Source organism: Saccharothrix sp. NBAS 001, assembly GCF_056640475.1.
Genome location: NZ_CM153251.1, coordinates 4,992,268 through 5,007,782 on the forward strand (window position 1 = coordinate 4,992,268; position 15,515 = coordinate 5,007,782).

Genomic DNA, 15,515 nt, shown 5'->3' on the forward strand with positions numbered 1-15,515 from the left:
CCGGACCGGCGAGGGGGTTGGGCGATGTTCGAGAAGTTCACCGAGCGCGCGCAGTACGTCACCGTGCCGGCCAAGAAGGAGGCCGAACTCCTGCACCACGGCTACATCGGCACCGAGCACCTGCTGATCGGGCTGCTGCTGGAGCGCTCCGACAGCGCCGCCCGGGTGCTGATGTCACTGGGCCTCTCGCCGCAGGACTGCGTGCGGCACGTGGTCGAGATCGTCGGCCGGGGCCGAGCGCGGCCGCACGGCCGGTCGCCGTTCACGCCGCGCGCGAAACGGGCGATGGCCCAGGCCGTGCGGCAGGCGACCGCCTTGGGGCACGGGCGGATCTCCACCGAGCACCTGCTGCTGGGCGTGCTGGGCGAGGCCGAAGGGGTGGCGGCCGAGGTGCTGGTCCGGTCGGCGGTGTCGCTGGACGACGCGCGCGAGCGGCTGCCGGCCGTGATGTCGGGGTACGAACTGCCCGCGCGGACTGGCTGCACCACGCGCCGGGCGGCGACCACGTGGTGCTGGACGAGGAGGAGGCGGTGGAGGGCAGCGACACCGTCGTGGTCGTGATCAGCCCGCAGTGGGCGCCGTACTGGCCGGTGTCGCAGGAGTTGGAGGCCGCCGTGGCGTGGGGCATCCGGATCGTGCCGGTGCCGGCGGACGGTGCCCGGATGCCCGCCGTGCTGCCGGGGGCCTGGCCGCGCTGGTGGACGGGCCGGCGGCGGAGGTCCACCACGGCACGTTCCGCCAGGACGTCACCGCCCTGGCCGAACGCCTCCGCTGACCCCGGATCGCCACCGGGCGGCCGCCGTCGGACGGGGCCGCCCGACCGCGCCTACGCCCAGCCCGGCATCGGGTAGCCGGCCATCAGCTCGGCCACCTCGGCCGCGATCCGGTCCAGCACCACGTCGTCGCCCGCCGCCGCGACGGCCGCCTCGATCCACGCCGCGAGCTGCGGCATCTGGTCGGGGCCCAGGCCGCGGGTGGTGATCGCGGCGGTGCCCAGGCGGATGCCGGACGGGTCGAACGGCTTGCGCGGGTCGTAGGGCACGGTGTTGTAGTTCGCCTCGATGCCCGCCCGGTCCAGCGCCTTGGCGGCCGGCTTGCCGCCGATCGCCTTGCCGGTCAGGTCGAGCAGCACCAGGTGGTTGTCGGTGCCGCCGGAGACCAGGTCGAAGCCGCGCTGCGCGAGCGCCGCCGCCAGCGCCTGGGCGTTGGCCACGACGTTGTGCGCGTAGGTGCGGAACCCCGGCGCGGACGCCTCCCCCAGCGCCACCGCGATGGCCGCCGTGGTGTGGTTGTGCGGGCCGCCCTGCAACCCCGGGAACACCGCCTTGTCCACGGCCTTCGCGTGCGCGGCGTCGGAGAGGATCATCGCGCCGCGCGGGCCGCGCAACGTCTTGTGCGTGGTGGTGGTGATCACCTGCGCGTGACCGACCGGCGACGGGTGCGCGCCGCCCGCGATCAGGCCGGCGATGTGCGCGATGTCGGCCACCAGCACGGCGTCGACCTCGGCGGCGATGGCCGCGAACGCCGGGAAGTCGATGGTGCGCGGGATCGCCGTGCCACCGCAGAAGATCACCTTCGGGCGTTCGCGCAGCGCGATCTCGCGGACCTCGTCCAGGTCGACGCGGCCGGTCTCCTTGCGCACGCCGTACTGCGCGCTGCGGAACCACTTGCCGGTCGCGGACACGTTCCAGCCGTGCGTCAGGTGCCCGCCCATGGGCAGCGCCATGCCCATCACGGTGTCGCCGGGGTTCAGGAAAGCCAGGTACACGGCCAGGTTCGCGGGCGAGCCGGAGTAGGGCTGCACGTTGGCGTGCTCCGCGCCGAACAGGCTCTTGGCGCGGTCGACGGCCAGCGCCTCGACCGGGTCGACCAACTGCTGGCCCTCGTAGTACCGGCGGCCGGGGTAGCCCTCGGAGTACTTGTTGGTCAGCACCGTGCCGGTGGCCTCCAGCACGGCCCGGGACACGTAGTTCTCCGAAGCGATGAGCCGGATCTTCTCGAACTGGCGGCGGGCCTCGCCTTCGACCAGGCGGGCGATCTCGGGGTCTGCGGCGGTCAACGACGGCAGCGCGGGTTGGTGCACGACAGCCTCCAGGGCGCCGTGGCACCCAGGCGCGCGGTGCAAGCCGGCTCGTCGCTCCCCGGTGGTCGTTCCCACCCTCGTCACGCCAGTCGCGAACGACCCCACTCTAACCCGGCGATTCGAGACGGGGTGTTGCCGGGCCCGGTGCCCACCTCCGATACTGCGTGGGAAAAGCACCAACCCCTAGGGCATCACGTCAGCCGTTTCCCCTGCCTCGAAAGGAGCTGAGGTGCTCGACCGTCGAACCTTCGTCCTCGGCACCGCTCTGGCGGCCACCGCCGCAGCGGCGACCACGGCCACCGCACAGGCCGCACCTCGACTCGACAAGACCGTCGGCGCGGCCACCGCCGCCGGCACCGCGGTCACCCTGGCGCGGCCGGACGGCCGCTGGGCGCTCGCCGACGAGACCGGCTCGGTGCGGATCACCACCGGTCTGGAGAACGCGACCGTCGTCGACCTCGCCGACGACGGCACCGGCCTGATCGCGGCCGGTTCCCTCGCGGGCGACCCGGTGGCCGCGCTGTGGGCCTCGCCGGACGGCGTGGCCTGGCGCGAAGTCCGCCGCCTGCACGGCACCCGCGCGGAGTTCACCGCCGTCGCCGGGTCGCTCGCGCTGGGCTCGGTGCTGCGCCGCGAACGCGCCTCGCTGGTCCGCGTCGCCGCCCGGCGCACCGCCGCCGGCTGGACCACGGTCCCGGTGCGCGGCCTGGAACTCACCGACGGCCTGCTCGCCTCGGCGCTGGCCGCCGGCCCCGACGGCTGGGTGTGCGCGGCGGTCGGCACGGCCGGCACCCGCCTGCACGCCTCGCGCGACGGCGTGACGTGGGCGGAGCTGCCGGGCCTGCCGGGCGTCGCGGTGCGCGGCCTGATCTCCGACGCGCGCGCGACCCGTTGGCACGGCAACGAGATCGCCGGTTCCGCCCCGCTGACCGGTGTGCTCGGCGGGGCCGCCGGGCCGGCGGACGTGCCCGCCGACGCGAAGGCCCTCGGCGCGGCCTCGGGCCGGTTCGCCTGGCTGTCCGCCGGACGCCTCCTGACCACGAGCTGACCCGGAGCGACGATGATCACCTTCGGCAAGATCGACGGTACCCCGGTCTACTACTGGCGTTCCTCGCGCGGCGACACCACGCCCCGCGACTGGCAGGCGACCCAGGCGTTCTACGACAGCCTGGTGCTGTGGATCCGCGACCTGCGGTCCCTGTCGTCGGCGTACGGGTCCATCAGCTACCTGGTGTCGGCGGGTTTCTACGTGAACAAGCCCGGCCAGCACGGCGAGGGCACCGCGATGGACCTCGACCACGTCCGCTGGTCGGGCGGCACCGTGTCCTCGCCGCTGGACCACGACCACGCGTCGGGCACCCAGGCGACGCGGCGGCGCTACCTGGCGGTGGACGCGGTGTGCCGCAGGAGGTTCCGGTACGTGCTGGACGGCTGGTACAACGCCGACCACGCCGACCACATCCACTCGGACTTCGGCGGGCTCCCGGTGCTCTGCCTGAAGAGTTCCGAGGCGGACACGAAGTTCACGCAGTCGCTGTGCAACGACTTCCTCGGCTCCGGCCTCGTCGTGGACGGCATCTGGGGCACGAACACGCAGAACGCCTTCACCACGGCCAAATCCCGTCTCGGCGTCACCGGGGACCCGCACACCAGCACCGCGGCGTGGCAGTCGTTCCTCTCCGCCGCGGCGCGCAAGGGGTTCGCGAACCAGGCTTTCTAGCCGCTGTCCCCGCTGTCGGGCGACGCGACCGCCGTCGCCCGACAGCGGGGACCCGGCGATCTTCGAACACGTTGCGGCAGCGGAGAAGCGCGCACGCCGCCCACGTCGAGCCGACCGCTCACGACCACTGCCAGTCGACGCTGCGGATGCCGGGCGGCACGTCGGTGGAGAAGACGTGGGCCGGGATGTCCGGCGCGAAGAACAGGGGGCTCACGTCGCGCTCCGGCGCGGTCAGCGAGGTCCGGTTGTAGGAGCGGCAGGACGCCGGCTGGGCGTCGGGCGCGAACCGGATCTCCAGCAGGTGCGTGCGCAGCGGGTACCGGACCAGGCGGTTGATCGTGGTGTCCGGCTGGTCGTCGGTGTAGTCGTACTCGTACTCCACGATCGCCGTCTCGCCTCGGGCCAGCGGGCGGGCGAGGGCGAGTTCCATGACCGTGAAACCCTGTTCGGGCAACGTTTCGACGCGTCCCGCGACGCAGTACCGCGTCGCGACGAGCCGAGGTGCCCGCCCCGGGCGACCACGCGTGGGGACCACCTTCCGCCGCGCGCCGTCGGTGGTGGCGCGCACCACCTCGCGGACGCGGTGGCGGCGCTGCAACCGGTCGGCGTCGACCTCCACCGACTCGGACAGGTCGAGGATGACCAGCGGGAGTTCCTGGTTGCCGGAGAGGCTGGCGAGCAGCGGCAGCGCCTCGCTCCGGTTGCCCCACAACCGTTCTCCGCCCAGGACGCGGCGCGGCAGGAGGGCGGCGTGGGGTTCCGCGTGGTCGAGCAGCGTGGTCAGCGACCCGGTCGGCAGGCCGAGCACCGCCTCCAGGACCTCGACGGCCCGGCGTGAGCCACCGCGCGTGGGCACCGTCCGGCCGCACCGCCAGTTGCTCAACGTCGTGACGCTGACCGGTACGCCCGCGCCGTCGAGCCGGTGCTTCACCCGGGCCAGGCTCAGGCCGCTGCGGTCGATCGCCAAGGACAGCGCCTGGTGGAACGGTCCGTCGGCCAGCGCCCGCGCCAACCGTTCCCGCGCGCCCGGCCAGGGCCGGTTGAGGATCGTCATCGGGCCTCGTTCGTCCACCGGGAGCGGCCGGGTTGCCGCTCTCCGCGAGTCTCCCGTGCTACCAGGCTGAATCTTCTTGCCACAACCCTGCTTTGGGCGGGTCGTGTCCAGTTGAAGGCGGTGCTACTTCCAGCGGGGTTCGCCGCCCGGTTCGCCGACCTACGTTCGTCCGGTACCACCGGGTCACCGATCCGGACCCCTGCATCCCTGCACCCCTTGCGGGTCATCGTAAGGAGATCCCATGCGTCAGTCTCATGGGCGGCTCGTCCGCGCGGCCGTCCTGCTGGCCGCCGCCACCGCCGCGTTGAGCACGCTCGGCACCGGCACCGCCGCCGCCGCGCCGCCGACCGCCCCGTCGGAGCCGGCCATCATCGGCGGCAGCACGGCCCAGAACCCGGGCTACATCACCCGGTACAACGGCCACTCCGGCAACTCCACCTACTTCTGCACCAGCACCCTGATCGCCCCGCGCTGGGTGCTGACCGCCAGGCACTGCCTGTTCGACGGCAACAACCGGCAGATCACCGACATCGACCTCTACGTCGGGTCGAACAAGTCCAACGGCGGCACGCACGTCAAGGCGTCGGCGACCTACCTGTACAACGGCGGGGACCTCGCCCTGCTCAAGCTCTCCGCCGACGGCGGCAGCACGTTCGCCAAGCTGTCCGGCAGCGCCTCCGATGCCAAGGTCGGCGACGCCGCCACCGTCTACGGCTGGGGTTCGACCACCAAGGACAACGAGGGCCAGAACCAGTCCCCGGTGCTGAAGAAGGCCGACGTGAAGATCTCCAGCGTCAACTCCCAGGACTACCTGGGCGGCCCGTCGATCCAGGCCCGCACCCCGAACGGCGCGGTCGCGGGCGGCGACTCCGGCGGCCCGATGCTCGACAAGGGCATCCAGGTCGGCGTCGCCTCCACCAGCGACCGCTCCAGCGTCACCGACTACGCGTCGGTGAGCGCGGGGCGCAGCTGGATCCGGAAGATCTCCGGGGTCTGACAGTGGTCCGCCGGGTCGTGGGGTGACGCCGTCCACCCCACGGCACGGCTTCGACCGGTCCTCGCACGCCTCGGTATGTCCGAAGTGGACAGTCGAGGTGCGTGAGGACCGGTCGCGTCCGCGGTTCGTTCACCGGGCCAGTCCGCGCATGACGGCCAACGTCGCGGTCTCCTGGAAGACGTCCTGTTGCGGGTTGTCCCCGAACTTCACCACGACCGTGCGGGACGCCGGGTCCACGTAGATGAACTGGCCGTGGATGCCCACGGCGAGCAACTCCCGGCCGTTGCCGCCCTTGGGGTGCCACCACTGGGCGGAATACCCCCACCCCCGCAGTTCGGACGGTGCCGGGGTGCGCACCCGCAGCACCCACTGGGACGGCACGACGGGTTTGCCGCGCGCCATGCCGTCGTTGAGCATCAACTGCCCGATCTTGGCGAAGTCGCGCGGCGAACCGTTGACGCAGCAGTACGCGTGCTCGCGCCCGCCGTCGTGGTCCAGCGCCCAGGTCGCGGGCCGCTCCGCGCCGATCGGGCCCCAGATCCGCTCGGCGAGCAGCCGGGCGGGCGGCACGCCCTCGACCTCGGCGACGACCTGGCCGAGCAACTCGCTGTTGAGGCTGCGGTAATCGGCCTTCGCCCCCGGCGGCGAGGCGACACCCCGGTGGTCGAGCGCGAACCGGCGCAGGTCCGTCGTCAGGTACATGCCGGCGGTGCCGGTGAACGGCCGGGTCTTGTCGAAGACCTCGGGCAGGTCGACGCCGGAGGTCATGTCGAGCAGGTCCCGCACGGTGATCTTGTCGTAGTCGCCGCCGCCGCCGCGCAGTTGCGGGACCCGGTCCACCAGCAGGTCGGACTCGCGCAGCTTCCCGGCCGCGATGCTCTGCCCGACGAGCAGGCTCACCAACGACTTGGCGATCGAGAACGACGCCACGGGCGTGCCCGCGTCGTGCCCCTCGCGGTACCACTCGTGGACCAGGGTGCCGTTGCGCACCACCAGGAACGCGTTGGCGCGGGTCGATTCCAGCAGGTCCGGCACGGAGTGCCCGGCGACCGAGTCGGGCAGCGGCCTGAGGTCCGCCGGCCACGCCACGGGGTCGGCCGACGCGGGGATCTCGCGCGTGTCGAAGTGCTCGTACTGCTCCGACGGCTCGGCGGCCAGGATCCGCAGCGACGTCCAGGGATCGCGCACGCCCAGCACCGCCGTGGTGGTGAACGCCGCGCCGACCAGCAGGGCGAGCACCGCCGCGAGCGCGACCAGGACCTTCTGCCACCGCTTCACGCGCTGCCTCTCCACGGCCGGTCGGGACGCCCCGGGCAGGGTATCGGGGTCCGGCACCCCGGACCCGCCCCGGACCGAAGCCGGCGGGTCCGCCGAAACGATCGGCGGGCCGGACGCGAGTTCTTTTTTGCCGCACTATTGCGCCTTCCCCATCGGAAGATTGCGACCCGAACGGATGAAACCCCTTGCTTCACGTATTCAGCGGAGGCCGGCGGGGACTTTCCGGTTGAGCGGGTCGACTCCGGTGAACGGGGGCTGGGAATCGGATGGATTTGCTGACCGCTATCACGTTGGGTGCGGCAGGCGGGGCCCTGGTCGAGGCCATCACGGTGTTCGCGCAGGTCGAGGCGTGGCAGGAAGCTCGTCGGCAGAAGCGGTCCCGGAGCAGGGCGAAACCGCCCTCCTTCGCGAAGTTCGTGGACCTGCCCGCCAGGTTGGCGGCGGGGATCACCAGGCTCTTCCTCGGCGGCGTGGCGGGAGCGGTCTTCCACGACCAGCTCGCCGGCGTCGCCGCCGCGATCGCGGTCGGCGCCTCCGCGCCGGCCGTCCTCCAACAACTCGCGGCGTTCCAGGCCGCGCGGCAGGCGATCGAGCAGCACGCCGACCCTGCCACCGACAGCGGCGCGCGGACCCCGGTCCGCGCGCCGCTCGACGATCCGGGGGCGATCCGGTGACCACTCGCCCCACCTTCGCGGCCCGCTACTGGGCCGCGTTGACCGATTCCCACCCACCTCGCCGGTCGCCGGCCGGTAGCGGCTTCCCGGGCCGCTACCTGGCCGCCCTGGCCGGTCAGGTCAGGCGCACCGCCGCGGCGGTCGCCCCCGACGGCTCGGTGCGGCGGCGGTGCGCGGCCTTCGCGCTGGCGGCGGCCGTCACCATCGGCATGAACCAGTCCCCCGCGCTCCGGCTGGGCGCGCCCGCCGGGCTGCCGCCCGCGCAGGTCGCCGTGCTGGTGGACGTGTCGGCCCGGGTGCCGCGCGACGTGGTGCGCGAGCAGCTCGCCGGCGTCCGGCTGCTCACCAGGCTGGAACGGGCGTACGACAGCGTGCCGAAGGTGGTCGACTACGAATCCGCCGCCGACGGGCTGGACCGCGCGGTCGACCTGTTCCACCGCGACCGCGACGGGCCGAAGGTGATCTTCCTGTTGGCGGGCGCGGACTACCGGGTGGACACCGGCCGCGCGCTGGCGCGGGCGCGGGAGGAGCGGATCTCGATCTGGCCGATCGGCTACGGCGAGGCGGACCTCGCGGAGTTGGCGGGCTACGCGCGGGGCGGCCACCAGGAGCGGTGCCGGGCCGCGCCGAGGGTCGGCGCGGCCGCGGACCTGGTGGCGCTGTTCGCCGACGCCAGGTGCCTCGACCGCGCGCGGATCCCGGCCGGCCAGGAGGGGGCGTGGCGTCGGGTGCCGCCGGGCGCGCACGTCGTGGTCGTGGTGGACCGGGGCACGAAGGGCGTCGACGTGGTCCGCGAACGGCACCCGGCGACCGGGCGCCGGACCGCTCCGCCGCCCGGCGGGGGCGAACCGGAGGTGACCGTGCTGTGGGGTTCCCCGCGCTGAGCCGGGTCAGCCGGGCCGGTCGGCGAGGCCCGCCACGAGCCGGTCCAGCCCCCAGACGAACTGGTCGGTCGACACGTAACCGGCCATGACGTGGCCGACCGCCGCCGTGCGCGGGTACGCCTCGGCGGGCACGGCGGCGAAGGCCGCGCGGCGGGCGGCGACCCGGTCGGCCTCGGGCGGGGCCGGCCGGGTCGGGTCGACCTCGGCGGCCTCCAGGGCGATCGCGCCCAGGATGTAGACGATCAGCGCGTACGAGGCGCGCGCGGCGTCCTCGGGCGGCAGACCCGCCTCGGCGAGCACGTCGAGCAGGCGTTCGCCGAACTCCTGGGCGCGCGGGCCGTCCATCGGCGCGCCCAGCAGGAGCCCGGCCGCGCCGGGGTGGCGCAGCAGGTTCGCCCGCAGTTGCAGGGCGACCTCGCGGATCCGCAGCCGCCACGGCCGGTCGTCGGCGAGCACGGCCAGGCTCTGCTCGCCGATGATCCGGTCCACGACGGCGCGCAGCACCGCGGCCTTGTCCGGGAAGTACGTGTACACGGCGTTGGGCGCGATGCCGAGCCGGCCGGCGATGCTGCGCACGGACACCGCGTCCGCGCCGCGCTCGTCCAGCAGTTCCAGCGCCGCGGCCGCGATCGCGTCCTCGGACAGCGTCCGCTTCGGTCCCGGCTTGCCCATCCGCCCTCCCGGTGGTTGACACGATCACTGTACACCGTCCAGACTCTGCACACCGTACAGAGACAAGGAGTCCGGACATGCGCGTCCCCACCGCCCTCGTGCTGATCGCCGCCGTCGTCGCGGCCAACCTGGCGTTCGTGCTGCTCGGCACGTCGTTCGACTACCCCGCCGTGCTGACCCACGACAGCGCCGACGCGCTGCGGCGCTTCCACGCCGACCCCGCGATCGCCTGGGAGTTCGCCCTGCTCGCGCTCGGCGCGGCGCTGCTGGCACCGGTCGCCGTGCTGACGTCGAGACTCGCCGGCGGCGCGCCCGCCGCCCGCGCGGTGGGCGTCGCGGCGGCCGTCGTCCAGGTGGTGGGGCTGCTGCGCTGGCCGTTGCTGGTGCCCGGCCTGTCCCCCGACGCGCCAGCCGACGTACGGCGGTTCGAGGTGCTCAACGCGGTGCTGGGCAACGGGATCGGCGAAACCGGCGGCTACCTGCTGACCGCCTTGTGGACGGTCCTGGTGGTGCGCGCGCTGAAGCCGGGCCGGTGGTCGGCGACCCTGGCCCTGGTGTCCGCGGCGGGCGTCCTGGCCGGCGTCGCCGGGCTCGGGACGGTCAACTTCGCCGGGTACGTGCTGTGGAGCGGGTGGTTGCTCTGGCTGGCGGTGGACCTGCTGGTCCGCGCTCAGCCCAGCAGGGCCCGCGCGTAGTCGCCCAGCGAGCGCCGGTAGCGCGGCAGGTGCGGGGCCAACGCCTCCAGCGCCACCGAGACCGCCTCCCGCTCCCGGCCCACGTCGGCCGGCGCCGGGAACGCGCGCACCGCGCCGTCCAGGTGGTCGGAGCCGGCGTCCTGCTCGGCGGCCGGCAGTTCGACCGCGATCTCCGGCTGCCCGAGGTTGCGCAGCGAACTGGCCGTCTGGATCACCGCGCGCCGCCGGCGCTCCCCCGGCAGCCCGAGGTCCAGCGCCGCCCGTAAGTCCTCTTCGGACAGTTCGTCCAGCCGCTCCCACGCCTCGGTGATCCGCTGCTCCCACATGGCCCCGGCAAAGCACGGCGGCCCCGCCACGCGCTCGCGGACCGCCCGGCAGCGGGCGGCCGGGCCCGGGGCACGCGGTGGTCAGGCCCGAAGCGCCGAGAGCCGGCGGACCACGGTGAGCGCCACCCGGAACGGCGGCAGCGCCCGGACGTCCGTCCTCGGCTCGCGCACCCACCGCACCGGACCGTCGCCGACCACGCTGGGCGGCACGGGCAGGTGGCGCGGGCCGTCGACCACCAGCACCCCGTCCGGCACCGGCTCCCGGACGTCCGGGGCCTCCACCAGGAACGCCCACGCCCCGTCCGGCAGCGCCACGGTCGCCGCGACGATGCCCCGGCGGTGGAACTCCGCGTCCACCCGGCCGCCGAACCGCTCCGGCACCACCAGGCCGACGATCCCGCGACCGGTGGGCACGTAGACGTTCCCCTCGGCGAGCACGAGCGGCCAGCCGAGGCCGATCGCCAGACGTTCCACGGTCGCGTGCAGTTGATCCGCGTGCTTCACGGCCGCGCACCTCCCCAGTGGCTCCACACCGGGGGTTCGAGGGGCCGTCGCGATCGGTTCGCCCCTCCCGGGAACCGGCGGATCGGCCCAGCTCACGCCGGGGGTGCCCGAACGGGGCGGCACGGGCTTCGGGATATTCGTGCCGGGGTCGGGATCACCGCACCCCGCCGGGCCGGACCACCCGCCCGGCAAATAGTTGACACTGACTAGTTAGAAGTGGATAGTCAGTCCTGACTACAGGAGGACGCATGTCGGGCAAGCGCAAGGTCGGCAACCTGCTGGGCCTGGCCGTGCTGAGCTACCTGGCCGCACGGCCCGCGCACCCCTACGAGCTGAGCCGGATGCTGCGCGAGCACGGGGACGCGCGCAGCATCAAGTTCACCCACGGGTCGCTCTACATGGTGGTCGGGCAGCTCGCCAAAGCCGGGTTCATCGCCGAGCACGAGACCTCCCGCGACGGCCAGCGGCCCGAGCGCACCGTCTACGCGCTCACCCCGGCCGGCCGGACCGAGCTGCGCGACTGGATGCGCGAGCTGGTGGTCGAGCCCCGGCACGAGTACCCGCACTTCGTCGCCGCGCTGTCGCTGATCGCCGCGCTGCCGCCGGACGAGGTCGTCGGGCTGCTCACCGACCGGCTGACCCGGCTGGCCGAGCAGCGCGCCGAGATCCGGGCGCTGGTCGACGGCACCGACGTGCACCCGCTGTTCCTGGTCGAAGAGGAGTACCGGCTGGCCCTGCTGGACGCCGAGGCGGCGTTCGTCGAGGGCTTCATCGCCCGGATCGAGCACCCGGACACCGGGTGGGCCCCGATGTGGGCCGAATTCCACAACCAAGCGGAGGGGACGTCATGAAGGTTCTGGTGATCGGCGGGGGCATAGCGGGCCCGGTGACCGCGATGGCGCTGCGGCAGGCGGGCATCGACGCGACCGTCCACGAGGCGTACGGCCGCACCGCCGAGGGCGTGGGCGGGGCGCTGAGCATCGCGCCCAACGGGCTCGACGCGCTGTCCGTGCTCGGCCTGGCCGACGCGGTGCGCGCCATCGGCGAGCCCATCACGTCGATGGCCATGCAGAGCTGGAACGGCAAGGTGCTCGGCGCGTTCGGCAGCAACCCGCCCCAGCTGCTGGTGCGGCGCGACCGGCTGTACCGGGTGCTGCGCGAGGAAGCCGACCGGCGCGGCGTGCCGACCGAGCACGGCCGCGAACTGGTCGGCGCGGAGGAGTCGCCGGACGGCGTGGTGGCCCGGTTCGCCGACGGCACCACCGCGCACGGCGACGTCCTGGTCGGCGCGGACGGCATCCGGTCGGTGGTGCGCGGGCTGATCGACCCGGCCGCGCCGGCACCCCGGTACGTGGGGCTGCTCGGGTTCGGCGCGGACGTCGCCCGCACCGGCCTGCCGTCCACCGACGGCAGGATGTACCTGGCGTTCGGCAAGCGCGCGTTCTTCGGCTACCAGGTGCTGCCCGACGGCTCCGGCGGCTGGTTCGCGAACCTGCCCAACCGCACCCCGCTCACCGCCGCGCAGGCCCGCGCCACCGACGCCGCGCAGTGGCTGCGCGTGCTGCGCGAGGCGTTCGCGGACGACCGGGTCCCGGCGATGGCCATGATCGGGCAGACCCCGCCGGAGGACCTGCTGGTCACCGGGCCGCTGGAGGACATCCCGTCGGTGCCGACGTGGAGCCGGGGCCGGATGGTGCTGGTCGGTGACGCCGCGCACGCCACCTCCCCCAGTTCCGGGCAGGGTGCGTCCCTGGCCGCCGAGAGCGGCGTGGAACTGGCCCGGTGCCTGCGCGACCTGCCGTACCGGGAGGCGTTCGCGGCCTACGAGGGGCTGCGGCGGGACCGGGTCGAGCGGATCATCGCCATGGCGGCCCGCACCAACCAGGACAAGGCGGCGGGACCGGTGGCCCGGGTGGTGCGCGACCTGCTGATGCCGGTGGCCATGAAGTTCGCCAAGCCCGAACGCTTCACGTGGCAGTTCGAGCACCGGATCGACTGGGACGCACCGCTGGTCCACGCATAGCGACCGCACAGGCCGGGCACAGGAAACCCGGTCAGGGTGGAAACCATGACAGCCATCCACGACCGCGGACTCGCCTTCGACCTCGCCACGCTCAACCGGCGGCGGGCGCTCACCCTGCTGGGTGGCGCGGGTCTCGCGTCCCTGGCCGCGTGCGGTCCGTCCACCACGGCGTCGTCCCCGGGAACGTCCTCGCCGGCAACGTCCACTTCGGAGAGTCCCGCGACCTCCGGCGCGGCGCAGTGCCGGAACGCGATCCCCGAGGAGACCGGCGGGCCGTACCCCGGCGACGGGTCCAACGGGCCGAACGTGCTGACGCAGAGCGGGATCGTGCGCAGCGACATCCGCACCAGCTTCGGCACCGGGTCGCGCACGGCCGAAGGCGTGCCGTTGACCATCACGTTGACCGTGCAGAACACGGCATCGGCTTGCGCGCCTTACGCGGGCGCGGCGGTGTACCTGTGGCACTGCGACATCGACGGGAAGTACTCGATGTACTCGCCGGGCGTCACCGGCGAGAACTACCTGCGCGGCGTGCAGGAAGCCGACGCGACCGGGGTGGTGACGTTCACCAGCATCTTCCCGGCCGCGTACTCGGGGCGGTGGCCGCACGTCCACTTCGAGGTGTACCCGAGCCTCGCCGAGGCGACGAAGGCGGGCACCAAGATCACCACCACGCAGCTCGCGCTGCCGGCGGACGTCTGCAAGGCCGTGTACGGCACGGCGGGGTACGTGCAGAGCGTCCGGAACCTGGCGCAGACGTCGCTGGAGACCGACAACGTGTTCAGCGACGGCCACGACGAACAGCTGGCCACCGTGACCGGCGACGTGACCGGCGGCTACACCGCGACCCTGGACGTCCCGGTGTAGCCGCCCTCGCCCGCCGACCGGAGTCGGCGGTCACGGTGGCCGGCCGGTCGTGCGTCGTGGTGCGGCGACGAGCGCGGCCCTGGTCGTGGTGCGGGTGTGCGAGAGCAGGCCCAGCAGGCTGCGGCGGTCGCGGCGGAGCCAGGTGGCGAGGGCCAGCACCGCCGCCAGGAGCAGGACCCAGGCGAAGCTGAGCACCAGGACCGGCACCCACCAGACCGCGAACCGGACCACCACCGCGTACCACGGGGCCGGGCCGCCGTGCACGCGTTGCAGCGCGAGGTGGAACACCACCTGGCCCGGGGTGGCGCGGTCGGCGCGCAGCAGCGGCACCACGAGCGTGTAGAAGGTCAGCGTGGCCGCCGACAGGAACGTGGTGAAGCGCGGCGATTCGGCGAGGTTGCGGGTGCTCTCCCCGGCCAGCGCCATGACCACCAGGATCGCGAACTGGGTCAGCTCGAAGACCAGCAGGTCGCCCGCGAACGCCAGGCCGCGCCGGGGCAGGCCGGGTGGCGCGAGGTCCGGGTCGTGCTCGGCGTTCGCGGGCGGCAGGAGGCGCGCGAGCGGGATCGCCACGAGCCAGCCGACGGCGGTGCCGGTGGTGTTGGTCAGCACGTCGTCGACGTCGGCCAGGCGGTACGGGCACGGGTAGAGGCCCAGCACGGCGGAGCCCTGGACGAATTCGACCGACGCCGACACCAGGACGCCCAGCGCCACCGAGGTGACGAACCCGCGCCCGAACCGGTAGCGCAGCAGGAACCCCAGCGGCATGAACAGCAGCACGTTCAGCAGCACCTGCCACAGGGCCGGGCTGCCGTCCCGCAGGATGTCGTCCAGCGACGCGAACGGCTGCAACTGCCACGAGTCGGAGAACCGGCGACCCGCGCAGAAGTCCGGTGTCACCACCGGCAGCGGGAACAGCGTGAACGCGACCAGGCCGCAGCCGTAGAGCACCCCGGCCGCCGCGACTAACGCCGACCAGCCGCGCAGCCGGCCGAACCGCCGGTACTGGCGGTGCACCCAGGGCAGCACCGCCAGCGGCACCACCAGCGCGAACAGGATCAGCGCCACGATCGACTCGGTCATCCGCACCGACACGGGCGGCCTCCGCTACCTCGTTCGCGGCGCTTGCCCGTGGAGCGGTGCCCGCCGGGTCCGGTACGACTTCCCGCGCCGGTCGACCGCATGATCCGTGAGCGTGCCACCGGGCCGGCGACATCGTCGGAACGCCGACAGGGACGCGGTTTCGCCGCCTCCCCGGACTCGGACGCCGGCGGGCGACGACCGCACGACGCGCCGCCGACCTCCATCCGGGCAACGCCAAGACCGACGCCCTGCCGCACACGCTGCGCGCCGTCGACACCGGCGACGACACCCACGCCGAACTGGACGTCCTGGTCGGCTTCCCCGACGACTTGGCGGTGCCGGAGATGCAGTCCGGCGAACCGACCGGAATCCGAACTGCCGGACGCCGCGAGTCGACCGCGATCGCCGCCGCGCACGCGCCCCGCAACCTCAGCCGCCGACTCGAACGCGCGTTCCTCGCAGCCCTCGCGAACCCCATAAGGAGAACCAACTACCAGCGCGAACGCGTCTAAGCGAAGAAGCGCAACGCCGCACTGACCGGCCTCGCCCGACGACACTGCGACGCCCTGTCCGCCATGGTCCGCCCCAAGTCCCACGACCGACGTCCCACGCCCACAAGCGAACCCGCTGCGGCTCGACCACCACACTGGGCACC

The 15,515-nt window shown here is 73.6% G+C and carries 18 protein-coding genes, 1 pseudogene and 1 riboswitch; of the genes and pseudogenes, 12 read left to right on the forward strand and 7 right to left on the reverse strand.

Annotated elements, in window-relative coordinates; translation table 11 throughout:
- Positions 1 to 24 precede the first annotated feature (24 nt).
- Positions 25 to 561, forward strand: a complete 537-nt coding sequence (locus AC0HI0_RS20565; RefSeq protein WP_480933996.1) for a Clp protease N-terminal domain-containing protein — start codon at positions 25 to 27, stop codon at positions 559 to 561.
- The gene (locus tag AC0HI0_RS20570; RefSeq protein ID WP_480933997.1) at positions 531 to 851 is read left to right on the forward strand and encodes a hypothetical protein; all 321 of its coding nucleotides are present in this window, start codon (positions 531 to 533) and stop codon (positions 849 to 851) included. Before AC0HI0_RS20565 ends, AC0HI0_RS20570 begins: the two co-directional genes overlap by 31 nt.
- Here AC0HI0_RS20570 and glyA read toward each other — a convergent pair.
- On the reverse strand, positions 827 to 2,083 hold the full coding sequence (gene glyA / locus AC0HI0_RS20575) for a serine hydroxymethyltransferase (RefSeq protein WP_480933998.1): 1,257 nt from the start codon (positions 2,081 to 2,083) through the stop codon (positions 827 to 829). The genes AC0HI0_RS20570 and glyA overlap by 25 nt on opposite strands.
- A 16-nt stretch (positions 2,084 to 2,099) precedes the next feature.
- Positions 2,100 to 2,186: riboswitch (ZMP/ZTP riboswitch) on the reverse strand.
- A gap of 126 nt (positions 2,187 to 2,312) precedes the next feature.
- On the opposite strand from glyA, the gene AC0HI0_RS20580 reads away from it, so the two are divergent.
- Together AC0HI0_RS20580 and AC0HI0_RS20585 are read left to right on the forward strand one after the other, a co-directional pair.
- On the forward strand, positions 2,313 to 3,131 hold the full coding sequence (locus tag AC0HI0_RS20580; protein ID WP_480933999.1) for a hypothetical protein: 819 nt from the start codon (positions 2,313 to 2,315) through the stop codon (positions 3,129 to 3,131).
- 12 nt (positions 3,132 to 3,143) lie between these two features.
- Positions 3,144 to 3,803: an extensin family protein gene (locus tag AC0HI0_RS20585; protein ID WP_480934000.1), complete on the forward strand. Its 660-nt coding sequence runs from the start codon at positions 3,144 to 3,146 to the stop codon at positions 3,801 to 3,803.
- A 118-nt stretch (positions 3,804 to 3,921) separates the two neighbouring features.
- Here the strand turns inward: AC0HI0_RS20585 and AC0HI0_RS20590 are convergent, their stop codons facing one another.
- Positions 3,922 to 4,857: a hypothetical protein gene (locus tag AC0HI0_RS20590; protein WP_480934001.1), complete on the reverse strand. Its 936-nt coding sequence runs from the start codon at positions 4,855 to 4,857 to the stop codon at positions 3,922 to 3,924.
- A 241-nt stretch (positions 4,858 to 5,098) separates the two neighbouring features.
- Between AC0HI0_RS20590 and AC0HI0_RS20595 the strand changes: the two genes are divergently transcribed.
- Positions 5,099 to 5,854, forward strand: a complete 756-nt coding sequence (locus AC0HI0_RS20595; RefSeq protein ID WP_480934002.1) for a S1 family peptidase — start codon at positions 5,099 to 5,101, stop codon at positions 5,852 to 5,854.
- 129 nt (positions 5,855 to 5,983) lie between these two features.
- Here AC0HI0_RS20595 and AC0HI0_RS20600 read toward each other — a convergent pair whose 3' ends face one another.
- On the reverse strand, positions 5,984 to 7,132 hold the full coding sequence (locus tag AC0HI0_RS20600; RefSeq protein ID WP_480934003.1) for a serine hydrolase domain-containing protein: 1,149 nt from the start codon (positions 7,130 to 7,132) through the stop codon (positions 5,984 to 5,986).
- A gap of 266 nt (positions 7,133 to 7,398) precedes the next feature.
- Here AC0HI0_RS20600 and AC0HI0_RS20605 point away from each other — a divergent pair, with 266 nt between their 5' ends.
- Complete coding sequence (locus tag AC0HI0_RS20605) at positions 7,399 to 7,806, forward strand: hypothetical protein (protein ID WP_480934004.1); 408 nt, start codon at positions 7,399 to 7,401, stop codon at positions 7,804 to 7,806.
- Positions 7,803 to 8,690, forward strand: coding sequence for a hypothetical protein (locus AC0HI0_RS20610; protein WP_480934005.1), 888 nt, complete (start codon positions 7,803 to 7,805; stop codon positions 8,688 to 8,690). The genes AC0HI0_RS20605 and AC0HI0_RS20610 overlap by 4 nt, the downstream gene beginning before the upstream one ends.
- Positions 8,691 to 8,696: 6 nt before the next feature.
- Here AC0HI0_RS20610 and AC0HI0_RS20615 read toward each other — a convergent pair whose 3' ends face one another.
- Positions 8,697 to 9,362, reverse strand: coding sequence for a TetR/AcrR family transcriptional regulator (locus AC0HI0_RS20615; protein WP_480934006.1), 666 nt, complete (start codon positions 9,360 to 9,362; stop codon positions 8,697 to 8,699).
- Between the two features lie 77 nt (positions 9,363 to 9,439).
- On the opposite strand from AC0HI0_RS20615, the gene AC0HI0_RS20620 reads away from it, so the two are divergent.
- Positions 9,440 to 10,057, forward strand: coding sequence for a DUF4386 domain-containing protein (locus tag AC0HI0_RS20620; RefSeq protein WP_480934007.1), 618 nt, complete (start codon positions 9,440 to 9,442; stop codon positions 10,055 to 10,057).
- Here the strand turns inward: AC0HI0_RS20620 and AC0HI0_RS20625 are convergent.
- Positions 10,033 to 10,383, reverse strand: a complete 351-nt coding sequence (locus tag AC0HI0_RS20625; protein ID WP_480934008.1) for a tetratricopeptide repeat protein — start codon at positions 10,381 to 10,383, stop codon at positions 10,033 to 10,035. The two genes, AC0HI0_RS20620 and AC0HI0_RS20625, sit on opposite strands and share 25 nt — an antisense overlap.
- Before the next feature lie 81 nt (positions 10,384 to 10,464).
- Positions 10,465 to 10,887, reverse strand: a complete 423-nt coding sequence (locus AC0HI0_RS20630) for a bifunctional DNA primase/polymerase (protein ID WP_480934009.1) — start codon at positions 10,885 to 10,887, stop codon at positions 10,465 to 10,467.
- A 248-nt stretch (positions 10,888 to 11,135) separates the two neighbouring features.
- Here AC0HI0_RS20630 and AC0HI0_RS20635 point away from each other — a divergent pair, with 248 nt between their 5' ends.
- From AC0HI0_RS20635 to AC0HI0_RS20645, 3 genes are read left to right on the forward strand one after another with little or no spacing between them, the layout of a single operon-like run.
- Positions 11,136 to 11,738, forward strand: coding sequence for a PadR family transcriptional regulator (locus AC0HI0_RS20635; RefSeq protein ID WP_480934010.1), 603 nt, complete (start codon positions 11,136 to 11,138; stop codon positions 11,736 to 11,738).
- The gene (locus AC0HI0_RS20640) at positions 11,735 to 12,910 is read left to right on the forward strand and encodes an FAD-dependent oxidoreductase (protein ID WP_480934011.1); all 1,176 of its coding nucleotides are present in this window, start codon (positions 11,735 to 11,737) and stop codon (positions 12,908 to 12,910) included. The genes AC0HI0_RS20635 and AC0HI0_RS20640 overlap by 4 nt, the downstream gene beginning before the upstream one ends.
- Positions 12,911 to 12,955: 45 nt before the next feature.
- The gene (locus tag AC0HI0_RS20645) at positions 12,956 to 13,777 is read left to right on the forward strand and encodes an intradiol ring-cleavage dioxygenase (protein ID WP_480934012.1); all 822 of its coding nucleotides are present in this window, start codon (positions 12,956 to 12,958) and stop codon (positions 13,775 to 13,777) included.
- Positions 13,778 to 13,807: 30 nt separating this feature from the next.
- On the opposite strand, the gene AC0HI0_RS20650 is transcribed toward AC0HI0_RS20645, so the two are convergent.
- Complete coding sequence (locus AC0HI0_RS20650; protein ID WP_480934013.1) at positions 13,808 to 14,872, reverse strand: VanZ family protein; 1,065 nt, start codon at positions 14,870 to 14,872, stop codon at positions 13,808 to 13,810.
- 155 nt (positions 14,873 to 15,027) lie between these two features.
- Here AC0HI0_RS20650 and AC0HI0_RS20655 point away from each other — a divergent pair.
- Positions 15,028 to 15,327 (forward strand): annotated as a pseudogene (locus tag AC0HI0_RS20655) (IS110 family transposase); the annotation flags it as partial.
- Positions 15,328 to 15,515 lie beyond the last annotated feature (188 nt).